The following is a 10,812-nucleotide window of genomic DNA, read 5'->3' as shown; positions in this document are numbered from 1 at the left end:
TACTTCGTTCAGTTACGTATTACTAAGGTTAAAGAACGACTTCCATACTCGTGTGACAGCACCTCCTCGTCGGCGATCTATTACAACGGGATTTTCGACATTCCGAACACCGACGGCCATCTGCGCACCTATATGACGGCGCAGGTCCATATCGTCATCGGCAGCGCCGATGATGCGCTGCTGATCCCGGTCACCGCCCTTGGCGACCGCCAGCCCGATGGCAGCTATACGGTCCGGGTCCGCCGGGGCGGCGATCGAGACGCGCAATATCCGCATCGGTCTGGACGACAAGGTCGTGGCCGAGGTGCTGGACGGGCTGTCCGAAGGCGATCAGGTCGTCACCGGCGAGGCCTCCGGCGCGATGGCCGCCGCCCTGGGTGGCGGGCGTCGTCCGCGCGAGCCGTTCGGGTTCTAGGGGGCGCGCGGCATGGACAAGGCTCCCTTGGTCGAACTCAGCGGGATCCGGCGCGAGTACCCTTCGGGGGCGGGTCGGTGACGGTGCTGCATGGCGTCGACCTGACCATCCGGCGCGGCGAATTCGTGGCCATTGTCGGGGCCTCGGGGTCGGGGAAATCGACGCTGATGAACATCATCGGCCTGCTGGACCGCCCGACCGCCGGCAGCTACCGGGTCGAGGGCGGAAACCGCCCGGCTTGGTCCCGACGCGCTGGCCGCGCTGCGCCGCGAACGCTTTGGCTTCATCTTCCAGCGCTACTACCTGCTGCCGGAACTCAGCGCGCTGTCCAATGTCGAGATCCCGGCGATCTATGCCTCGGAAACGCCCGCCTCGCGGCGCGGGCGCGCGGGGGCGCTGCTGGCGCGGCTTGGCATGGCAGAGCGCACGGCCAACCGCCCCGGCCAGTTGTCGGGCGGGCAGCAACAGCGGGTGTCCATCGCGCGGGCGCTGATGAACGATGCCAGCGTCGTGCTGGCCGAGCCGAACCGACCGGCGCGCTGGACAGCAAGCGGCCAGCAGGTGCTGGAAATCCTGGACGAAATCCATGCCGAGGGCGGACGGTCGTGATCGTCACCCACGATGCATGTACGCCGCCGAACGCGCCGAACGCATCATTTGGAAATCAGCTGGACGGCCGCATCCTGTCCGGACCGCCAGACCCGCCCGACCGGCGCCGCGCCCGCCACGGTCGCCAACCGGCGGCAGGGGCGCAACCTGATCGGCGGCGCACGCCTTCGCCTGACCGAGGTGCGCTGCGCATGGCGCTGATTTCCATGTGGGCGCACAAGCTGCGCAGCTTTCACCGACCATGCTGGGGATCATTATCGGCATCGCCTCGGTCGTGCCGGTGGTCGCGCTTGGGCAGGGCTCGCAACAGCAGGTGTTGCGGAATATCTCCAGCCTCGGCACGAATACGCTGGAGATTTATCCGGGCCGCGATTTCGGTGACATGCGGTCGGGGCGGATCACCACGCTGGTCGTCGATGATGCCGATGCGCTTGGCCGCCAGCCCTTTGTCGCCGCCGTGACGCCATCGGTGTCGACCAGCGCGACGGCGCGCCACGGATCGAGACGCGGTCAACGCCCAGATCAGCGGCGTCGGAGAGGGCTATTTCCAACACCACCGGCGCCACGATCACCACGGGCCGGGCCTTCGACGCGCAGGCGGTGCGCAGCAGATGCGGCGCAAGAGGTGGTGATCGACGAAAACACCAGAACCAGCCTGTTCCCGAATGCCACCGACGATCCCATCGGTCAGGTGATCCTCGCCAATAACGTGCTGCTGCGCATCGTCGGCGTCGCATCGGTCCCGCAGCGCGGTCCGGGGAGCGGGGGAACCTGTCGCTTTACGTGCCCTATACGACGGTGCAGGCGCGGTTTCTGGCCTCGACCAGCCTCAGCAGCATCACGGTCCGGGTGAGCGACGATGTGGACACGGCCATCGCCCAGCAATCGGTGACGCGCTTTCTGACGCAGCGCCACGGCACGCAGGATTTCTTTATCATCAACACCGATGAAATCCGCCAGACCATCACCTCGACCACGCAGACCATGACCCTGCTGATCGCGGCGATCGCGGTGATTTCGCTGATGGTCGGCGGGATCGGCGTGATGAACATCATGCTGGTGTCCGTGTCCGAACGTGTCGCCGAAATCGGCGTGCGCATGGCGGTCGGTGCGCGGCAATCCGACATCATGCAGCAATTCCTGATCGAGGCGGTGCTGGTGTGCACGATCGGCGGCGTGCTGGGCGACGGTGCCGCGGCGCTTGGCTTCGGCTTGTTCTTCGACAGGCTGGGGGGCAGTTTCCGGCTGGTCTATTCGACGGATTCGATCATCGCGGCGATTGCCAGCTCGACCATGATCGGCGTGATCTTTGGCTTTCTGCCCGCCCGGTCGGCGTCAAGCGCTGGACCCGGTGGTGGCGCTGTCCAAGGGCCGACCTGCGGCGCCATCACGGCGCCATCACGGTGCCGACAGGTAATCCGCCGAAACATAGCCTGAAACGCCGGGCTTCGCCGCCAGCGAGACCCGGCACCACGATTTGCCGTTGTTCGTCATGCAGTTGTGGCGCGTCAGCCGGGTTCCGTCAGGCAGGCCGACAATGATGTTGTAGTTCAGGCCGGAGCCTTCGCGCAACTTCAGCAGATCGTCCGGCCCGGCCCCCTTGACCACGACACCGGCACCCGCCGCACATCCGGCGACGATCAAAAGGGCGAAAAGAGCGGTAAAATGATGACGCATGACCTGACCTGAATCCGTTTCGTCTTTCTTACGACACCGCCACGGGAAATGACAGCGCCCAAGACCCTAGGTTAGCGGCAGGAGGCCGGATTGATCCCGACCCCGCGCAGCCCCCATTCGGTCATCTGCGCGACAAGCTGCTGGCTGGCGGCATCAAAGGCGGGGATCCTCGGTCCGGGTCGAGGGCGATTCGGCCGAGGCCGCGAACTGCCCCGCGTGACCACGCTGGCATCCATTTCGCGCACCATCTGGGCATCGACGGCCAGCCGGACGATGGCACCCTTGCCCGCGACCTCGGCGTTGAAATCGCGGATCTCGCTGATGACGGCATAATCGCCCGCCGTGCCCAGAGGCGCGCGGCCGACATGGGTAAAGGCATTGGTGCGGCCCAGACTGTCCACCAGCAGCCGCTGCAGCGTCACCGGCACCGTATCGCCCCAGACCGCATCCGGCAGATATTGCGTCTGCAGGGCGGACGGCCGGATCATGATGCGTTCGCTGTCCAGCGTGCCGCGCGTCTTGGGCAGCTCTATCACCAGTTCCGCCACGCGCGAACGCCCGCAATCCGCCCCGCCCGCCGGGGGCGTGCGCAGTTCAAAGACATCGCGGTCGGGTTCGCCCTGCAACATCTTCAGCGCGGCGCAACCGGGCAGGAACAGGGTCGCGGCCAGCAGGGCGGCGGGGGCAATGCGGGAAGCAATACGGGGGGCAATGCGCAGGTTTGACAGGTGCATGTGATACCTCAACGGCGGAATTCAGGGGCGCGCGGCCCGGTAAAGACCTGCGACGGATTGCGGCGCAGGGCGGTGACAAGCTGGTTGACGTTATCGACCAGCCCGCGCAGGTCCGACGACAGGCGCGTGAATTGCGGCAGGGCGTCGCGGGCGAAAGCCTGCACCGGCGCGCGCGCGCCGTCCACCATCTGCCGCAGCGCGGTAAAGGCCGCATCGGCGCTGTCGGCGGCATCGCGCAGCCGCCCGGTGATGTCCGGCAGATCGCCCGAGACGCTGGAAATCGCCTCGTTCAGCGTGCCAAGCGTCACCCGCAGATCCGCAATCACCGGTCCCAGATCGGTGTTCATGATGCGGTCGGCGCTCTTCGAATGCGCCCGGGCTGATGCCAGCGTGACCTTGCCCACCTCCAGCGCGGAATCCAGATTGTCGAATGTCGTATCGGCCCGGTCGACAAGCCGGGCCAGATCGGTCTGCAATGTGCCCGCGACCCCGTCCAGCTTTTGCGTCAGCCCGGCCAGATCGCCCGCGACATAGCTGCGCACCTCGTCCAGCGCGGCGCTGGCCGATTGCAGGGTGGTGTCGGCGGTCGTTGCGGTTTCCGTGAACTTTTTCAACGCCGTATCGGCCGTATCGCTTAAACCTTCGACCTTGCCGCCAAAGGCCGCGATGCCGTCCGCGGCGGTGCCGATGGCATCGGTCGCGGCGGAAATATCGGCCATCGCCTTGTCCAGATTGCCGCTGGAGCGTTCGACATTGTCGAGGATGTTATGCACGCGGGTCTGGTTTTCATCGCCCAGCAATTCGGTCAGCTGCTGCGCCACGGTGTTCAGCCGCGCGATCATTTCCGGCCCTTCGTCGCTGAGCGTCTGCAAGGCCGAGCGGCTGGCCGGGATCACCGGCACCGGATCGGGCGACGACTCGCGCAGCAGCGGGGCGCTGCGGCTGCCCGGCATGATCGCGATATTCGCCACCCCCGTTACCCCCTGCACCGACAGCGAGGCGCTGGAATCGCTGCGCACCGGCGTATCCTCGGCCACCTCGACCCGGACGCGGACCGGGGCCGCGCCCTGCGGGGCAAGCTGCATGTCGATGACCTTGCCGACGCTGAGGCCCGCGAACTGGACCTGCGACGACACGCTCAGACCCGTGACCTCGGTGAAATAGATGTCGTAATAGGCGAACTGCCGGTCCACCTGCAATTTCGCGAACCACATCAGAAAGCCCAGAATGCCCGAGAATCCGGCAATGGCAAAACCTCCGATCAGGGCGTAATTCGCTTTTGTTTCCATGACCCTACCCCTTGTCCCGGTCGGCGTTTTCCAGCGCGGCACGGGCGCGCGGCCCGTGGAAATATTCATGCACCCAAGGGTGATCGACGTTCAGCATCTCGGCCATGGTGCCGGTGACCAGCACCTGTTTTTCGGCCAGCACCGCGATGCGGTCGCAACAGACATGCAGCGTATCCAGATCATGCGTGACCAGAAAGACCGACAGGTTCATCGTGTCGCGCAGGCTGACGATCAGCCGGTCGAAGGCAGCGGCGCCGATCGGATCCAGCCCCGCCGTCGGTTCGTCCAGAAAGACGATTTCCGGGTCCAGTGCCAGCGCCCGCGCCAGCCCCGCGCGCTTGCGCATCCCCCCCGACAGATCGGCGGGCACCTTGGCATTGGCGTTCCACGGCAGCCCCGCCATGGACACCTTGAGTTCGGCCAGCGCGGCGCGGTCCCGATCCGACAGGCCGGGGACGGCCTGCAACGGAACCTCGACATTTTCGCGCACGGTCAGGGCGGAAAACAGCGCGCCGTCCTGAAACATCACGCCCCAACGCAATTCGATCGCCCGGCGCTCGGCGGGCGACAGCGCGCGGATATCCTTGCCAAAGACCCGCACGGTCCCGGCGGCGGGCCGGATCAGCCCGACGATTTCGCGCAGCAGCACCGATTTTCCGGTGCCCGATCCGCCGACCACGCCCAGAATCTCGCCCCGCCGCAGGTCCAGATCCAGCCCGTCATGGACGACATGGTCGCCGGGTTGCGTGCGCAACCCGCGCACCTCGATCAGGTTTTTCGGGGTGACGGATTTTCGGGCGCGGCGGTCATATCCCCGACCTCGGCGAAAAAGATCGAAAACAGCGCATCGGCGATAATCACGGCACAAGATCGCATTCACCACGGCCGAGGATGTTTTTCGCGCCAAGCGATTCCGCATCCTTGCCGACCTTCATCCCCGGCCTGACAGCCGACGACGCCGATGATGACGGCAAAGACCGGCGCCTTGACCAGCCCGATGATGACATGGTTGACGCTGATATCCGACAGCCGCGTCAGGAACATCGAGGGCGAAATGCCCAGTTCGATCCATGACATGATCGCCTCCGCCAAGCAAGCCGGCCAGGTCGGCGACCAGCCCCAGGATCGGCAGCATCAGCACCAGCGCCAGGATACGCGGCAGCACCAGCACCATGTCGGGATCAAGGCCAAGCGTGCGCATGGCGTCGATTTCCTCGCGCATTTCATCGACCCGATGGATGCGGTCAGCGCCGATGCCGTGCGCCCCGCGACCACGATGGCGGCCAGCAGGATGCCCAGTTCGCGCAGGACGGCGATGGCGATCAGGTCGACGACAAAGACCTCGGCCCCGAATTGCTGCAACTGGCTGGCGCCCTGAAAGGCCAGCACGACCCCGATCGGGAATGACATGACAAAGACGATGGGCACCGCCCTCAGCCCGGTTTCCTGACAGTGCCAGACCAGCGAGGTCAGGCGGAATTGCGACGGATGGCGCAAGCCCCGCGCCAGCGCCGCCAGAAAGCGGCCCAGATACTCCGCAAGCTCGCGGAAATAGCCCAGACCCGACATCACGCGCCGGCCCAGCCCTTCCAGAAGGCAGCGCCAGCCGGGTTGCGGTTCGGGCACCGGGTCCGGCACCGGCAGGGCGCGGGCGACCGATTCCAGCAATTCGCCATGCAGGGGCGACAACCCGTCCAGCGTGGCGCCGCCGTCCCGCGCGCGGATCAGCCAATGCGCCCCGGCGGTGTCCAGCCGCGTCAGCCCCGACAACTCGATCCGGGGGCGGGCTCTGCCGGGGCGGTGTCCAGCGTCCAGACCACCAGATCGCCGCTGAGCCGCAGCAGACCGTCGCCGGTTTCGGCGCGCAGGTCAGGCTGTGGCATCGCATCCATGGTCATGCTCCGTGTCCCTGTGGCCGCCGCGCGGGCTGGTTGCCCCCGATGCATCCCCCGGAAAGGCTGCCATGTCAAATGGATGCGCGCCGCGTCACCGGCCCAAGGCCCCACCGCCTGTGCGAGGATTCGCCGAAGGCCCGGCGATTGGCCCCGCACCGCGCGAAAGTCTTGAAACCGTCACCATTCCCGCCCAACCTGTCCGCATTTCAGCATCAGGAGATTTCATGCCACGTTTCTACCGTTGGGTGCCCCGCGAATTCGCCGATGCCGCGATTGCCGCCGGGCTGGTGTCGCATAACGGTGCGGCGACATGGATTTTCCGCATGGAGGGCAGGAACGGCTATCGCCCGAACAAGCGCATTTCCGATGGCGCGCTGCTGATCGCCTATGATCTGGACGATATCGCCACGCGCAACGTCACCACCATCCAGACCATTGATTTCGAGGATGAGGGCTTTGGCGGCGAAGCCGCCCATCCCGACCAGATCATCACCAAGAAAAACGAACCCGGCGCCTATGGCATCGGCCGCCATCGCCAGATGCGGACAAATTCCCACGCCACCGCATCCTATGCCACCAAGGCCGAGGTCGCCCGCGCGCTGGATATCGACCCGCGTTCCGTGGACGACCGGAAATTCCGCCCCGGCCATAGCTGGCCGACCTGACGCGCCGCCCGACCTGCTGCCCGCTCCAGATGTGCCGGGTCAGGCCGCCATCGACGCGCAGGCTCTGGCCGGTGATATAGCTGCTGTCATCGCTCAGCAGGAAGGCCGCGGCCCTGGCCTGTTCATCGACCCGGCCGATGCGTTTCAGCGCCGCCAGATCGCCGAACCTTCCGACATCCAGACTGTCGGTAAAGCCGGGCAGCAGGCAGTTCATGCGGATATTGTCGGGGCCGTAGCGGTCCGAATACGAGCATGGCAAAGGATGATACCGCCGTGCGATAGACGCCCGAGGTCGGAAACATCAGCGACGGTTCGAACGCGGCATAGGATGTGACGTTGACGATCGAACCGCCGCCCTGCGCCTGCATGACCGGCGTCACCAGACGGGCCATGCGCACGACCGACAGGACGACCATCTCATTGCCGCGGATCCAGTCTTCGTCGGTTATATCCAGCAGGTCGCCCTTGGGCGGGCCGCCGGTGTGGTTCAGCACGGCGTCGATGCGGCCATGGGTGGCCATCGCCAGATCGGTGATGGCGCGCAGGTCCTCCGCGCTTTGGCTGACGCCGCGCCGCGCAGCGCCGCCCAGTTCGGCGGCCAGTTTCTCGCAGCTGTCCGAGGGCGACATCAGCACCAGATCATAGCCCCGCGCCGCCATTTCCCGCGCAATCGCGGCCCCCATGCCGCGACCGCCGCCGGTCACGATGCAGGTCTTGCCGATTTTCGTCATGGTCCATGCCCTTCCCCGTATCCCTTCCGGCTCAGGGTGAATGCGGCGCGCGGCAAAGGCAATGCCCTGCCCCCATCCCTGCCGGATGTCTTGCCGCGCGCGCGTTGCGGGTCCGGTTACAGTGCCGCCTTGATCTTTTCGGCGGCCTCGGGCGTGACCCGGGGTTCCCACATCTCGGGGTTTTCCTGCGGGAAGTATTTCGCCCCGTCTTCGCCCGTGGCCTGATTGTCCGACATCCAGGCCATCAGCTTGTTGACCGTGTCGTTGGTCCAGGTCCGCTTGGTCATATAGTCGATGACCTGCGGATCGGCGGCTTCCGAAAACGGTTTGGAGACCAGCGTAAACACATTGTCGCGCGGGAAGGCGTTGGGTTTCGGGTCCTGGCAATCCGCGACCGAGGTGCAGCGTTTCCATTCGTCCATATCGGTTTCCATGCCCATGTCGACGCGGACCATGTCGTATTTCCCCAGCAGGGAGGTCGGCGCCCAGTAAAAGCCCAGCCATGGCGCCTGCTGTTCATAGGCCTTGGCCATCGAGCCATCCAGCGCGGCGGCAGAGCCGGTGCTGACGACGGTAAAGCCCTTGCCCTCGACGTCGAACGCATTGGCCAGCTGGTTCGTCACGATGGTGCCGCCCCAGCCTTCGGGACCGTTATAGATCGCGCCTTTCGAGGAATCCTCGGGGGCGGGGAACAGTTCGGGATGGGCCAGAACGCCGTCGATGGTGGCCAGTTCGGGATTGGCATCGACCATGTATTTCGGCACGAACCAGCCCTGTTGCCCGCCATCCGACAGCGACCGGCTCAACTGCACGATGCGCCCGTCCGCCATGCCGGATGCAAAGACGTCGGGGACCAGGTCGACCCATGCCTCGGGGACGATTTCGGGCTGGCCCTTTTCCACCAGTGACGTGATCGCGGGCACCGTGTCGCTGACCAAGATTTCCGCGTTGCAGCCATAGCCGTTGTTCAGGATGAACTGATCCATCGCGGCCAGAACCTCGGCGCTTTGCCAGCTCATGCTGGCGATGGTCAGGTTGCCGCATTCGGCCCATGCGGCGCCCGAAAGCCCCATCACCGAAACGAAGGCGGCTGTCGAAAGATGGCGTTTCTTCATGTCTTGCTTCCCTGTCGCGGCGGTTATGACGGCCCTGCCCGTGCGCCGCGAAGGCACGGACGGCCCCCAAGGATCAGGCCCGACCGTCTTGTGCCGGCCCGTCCCCGTATCCTGCTGGCCCGTTTTCTGCCGGACCGTCTTGCCCAAGCGCGCGCGCCTTGTCGGCGGCGGCATCCAGCGCGGCGCGGATCGCCGCCGAAAAACCGCTGGCTTCGGCGGTGGCGATGCCCGCCGCTGTGGTGCCCTGATAATCGACATAGGCCGCGACCATCTCGGGCGCCTTGTCGATGCGCCCGGCCAGCATGGCGGCGCCATCGACCACGGCGGCCTCGACCGCCTTGAAGGCGACATGATCGGGCACGCCGTAGCCGCGCATGTATTCGGTCATCGCCACCGCCATCAGCGCCGGATAGGCCGACCCCGACCCCGGCAGCGCGGTCATCAGGTCGATCTGCTTTTCCCCGGTCAGCTCGTCCGATGTGCCGATGGCCGACAGCACGCGGGTGACGGTCTGCTTGTCGGCATCGGTGACGCCCGGCCCGGCAAACCACGGCGAATAGGAATTGCCGGTTTCGGCCGCCGCATTCGGCATCGCCCGCACGACCCGCGCGCCCGAACGCCCGATCCGGTCCAGCGGCACCCCCGCCATGAAGGAAATGACCAGCCTGCCCGGCGCCGACAGCGCCAGCGCGGGCCAGTCCTGCGGGCGCACCGACACCACGATGACATCCGAACGCGCGACCAGATCGGCCACGTCGCGCGCCCAGATCACGCCGCGATGGCCGAAATAATCATCGCGCGGCCCGGACCGGTTCAGCACCGCCAGATCGGCGGGCGCGACCACGCCTTGCGACAGCAGCCGCGATCCCAAGGCGGAACCCAGCCAACCCGTTGCCCCGATGATGCCGATCTTCATGGCGTTTCCCCTTCGATATAGCCGTGGCGGGCGTGGAACCGGGCCAGTTCGCGCGGTTCGGGCGTGCAATCGCCATAGATTTCAACGTAATTCGAATCCGGCTCATCCGCAGGGACAAGGGTTCGTCCACCTGCATCGAGATATAGCCGATCTGCACCAGATAGATGGTGCGGGCGCGGACATCGGCATCCTGCCGTTCGCAGCCCCAATGCGCCAGCAGCGCGCCAAGCGTTTCCAGCCGCAGCGCATCCGCCTGCTGGACCTGCGCCATGATCCCCGCATCCTGCAGGGCCCAACTGCGCAGCGCGAATTCCAGCCGCAGATCGAAACCGCCGGCGGGAAGAAAACAGCCGATGACATTCAGCAGCGCCTCGGCCCGCGATTCGGCATAGGCGCGCGCGGCCTGCATCAGCGGCTCGGTCGTCGTGTCGTGCCAGCGCCGGGCCAGCGCGGCCAGCAATTCCTCGCGGTCCTGAAAACCAGTAAAAGCTGGTCCGCGACAGTTTCAGGCGGTTGGCCAGCGGCATGATCTTGACCGCATCGACGCCGCCGTCGATCAGCGCCTCATAGGCCGCTTCCAGCCAGCCATCGGGCGAGCCGCGCCACCCGGATTCGATGATTGCCTGTTCCGCCATGGGGCAAGGCTAGCCCGATGCCGCGCCGCCCTGCAAGCAGAATGTGCAAATGTGTCCGCGCGGGAAACAGTCATGAACTTTTAATTGACACATATGAACATTTCCGCCAGCCTTTGCGCCAGCACCCGTGG

Annotated in this window: 13 protein-coding genes and 3 pseudogenes; 6 read left to right on the top strand and 10 right to left on the bottom strand. The window is 65.9% G+C overall.

Annotated features, from left to right (window positions below; translation table 11 throughout):
- The first annotated feature begins 217 nt into the window (after positions 1-217).
- From PE067_RS16860 to PE067_RS16835, 6 genes and pseudogenes are all read left to right on the top strand, one after another.
- Positions 218-415, top strand: coding sequence for a hypothetical protein (locus PE067_RS16860; RefSeq protein WP_276190850.1), 198 nt, complete (start codon positions 218-220; stop codon positions 413-415).
- Positions 416-492: 77 nt separating this feature from the next.
- Positions 493-582: pseudogene (locus tag PE067_RS16855) on the top strand (ATP-binding cassette domain-containing protein); the annotation flags it as partial.
- 85 nt (positions 583-667) lie between these two features.
- Positions 668-1,024 carry an ATP-binding cassette domain-containing protein gene (locus PE067_RS16850; RefSeq protein WP_346429719.1) on the top strand — a complete coding sequence of 119 codons (357 nt, stop codon included), beginning with the start codon at positions 668-670 and terminating at the stop codon, positions 1,022-1,024.
- 48 nt (positions 1,025-1,072) lie between these two features.
- On the top strand, positions 1,073-1,225 hold the full coding sequence (locus PE067_RS16845; protein ID WP_276190849.1) for a hypothetical protein: 153 nt from the start codon (positions 1,073-1,075) through the stop codon (positions 1,223-1,225).
- 40 nt (positions 1,226-1,265) lie between these two features.
- A complete protein-coding gene (locus tag PE067_RS16840; protein ID WP_276190848.1) occupies positions 1,266-1,877 on the top strand; it encodes an ABC transporter permease in 612 nt (203 codons plus the stop codon).
- The gene (locus PE067_RS16835; protein WP_276190847.1) at positions 1,808-2,461 is read left to right on the top strand and encodes an FtsX-like permease family protein; all 654 of its coding nucleotides are present in this window, start codon (positions 1,808-1,810) and stop codon (positions 2,459-2,461) included. Before PE067_RS16840 ends, PE067_RS16835 begins: the two co-directional genes overlap by 70 nt.
- Here PE067_RS16835 and PE067_RS16830 read toward each other — a convergent pair.
- From PE067_RS16830 to PE067_RS16785, 10 genes and pseudogenes are all read right to left on the bottom strand, one after another.
- On the bottom strand, positions 2,423-2,701 hold the full coding sequence (locus PE067_RS16830) for an SH3 domain-containing protein (protein ID WP_276190846.1): 279 nt from the start codon (positions 2,699-2,701) through the stop codon (positions 2,423-2,425). The genes PE067_RS16835 and PE067_RS16830 overlap by 39 nt on opposite strands.
- 71 nt (positions 2,702-2,772) lie before the next feature.
- Positions 2,773-3,435 carry an ABC-type transport auxiliary lipoprotein family protein gene (locus tag PE067_RS16825; protein ID WP_276190845.1) on the bottom strand — a complete coding sequence of 221 codons (663 nt, stop codon included), beginning with the start codon at positions 3,433-3,435 and terminating at the stop codon, positions 2,773-2,775.
- 8 nt (positions 3,436-3,443) lie between these two features.
- Positions 3,444-4,724, bottom strand: a complete 1,281-nt coding sequence (locus tag PE067_RS16820) for an MlaD family protein (protein WP_276190844.1) — start codon at positions 4,722-4,724, stop codon at positions 3,444-3,446.
- 4 nt (positions 4,725-4,728) lie between these two features.
- A complete protein-coding gene (locus tag PE067_RS16815; RefSeq protein WP_276190857.1) occupies positions 4,729-5,496 on the bottom strand; it encodes an ATP-binding cassette domain-containing protein in 768 nt (255 codons plus the stop codon).
- A pseudogene (locus PE067_RS16810) lies at positions 5,493-6,616 on the bottom strand (ABC transporter permease). The gene PE067_RS16815 and the pseudogene PE067_RS16810 overlap by 4 nt, the downstream one beginning before the upstream one ends.
- Positions 6,617-7,108: 492 nt before the next feature.
- Positions 7,109-7,498: an SDR family oxidoreductase gene (locus PE067_RS16805; protein ID WP_276190843.1), complete on the bottom strand. Its 390-nt coding sequence runs from the start codon at positions 7,496-7,498 to the stop codon at positions 7,109-7,111.
- Entirely contained in the window at positions 7,407-8,015 is a 609-nt protein-coding gene (locus tag PE067_RS16800) for an SDR family NAD(P)-dependent oxidoreductase (RefSeq protein WP_276190842.1), read from the bottom strand. The genes PE067_RS16805 and PE067_RS16800 overlap by 92 nt, the downstream gene beginning before the upstream one ends.
- A 116-nt stretch (positions 8,016-8,131) precedes the next feature.
- Positions 8,132-9,130 (bottom strand): glycine betaine ABC transporter substrate-binding protein, encoded by a 999-nt coding sequence (locus PE067_RS16795; RefSeq protein ID WP_276190841.1) that lies wholly within the window; start codon positions 9,128-9,130, stop codon positions 8,132-8,134.
- Positions 9,131-9,203: 73 nt separating this feature from the next.
- Entirely contained in the window at positions 9,204-10,046 is an 843-nt protein-coding gene (locus PE067_RS16790) for a pyrroline-5-carboxylate reductase dimerization domain-containing protein (RefSeq protein ID WP_276190840.1), read from the bottom strand.
- Positions 10,043-10,681 (bottom strand): annotated as a pseudogene (locus PE067_RS16785) (TetR/AcrR family transcriptional regulator). Before PE067_RS16785 ends, PE067_RS16790 begins: the two are co-directional and overlap by 4 nt.
- Positions 10,682-10,812 lie beyond the last annotated feature (131 nt).

The organism is Paracoccus sp. DMF-8 (assembly GCF_029309835.1).
Lineage (GTDB): Bacteria > Pseudomonadota > Alphaproteobacteria > Rhodobacterales > Rhodobacteraceae > Paracoccus.
This window is presented reverse-complemented; position numbering and strand designations above follow the sequence as displayed.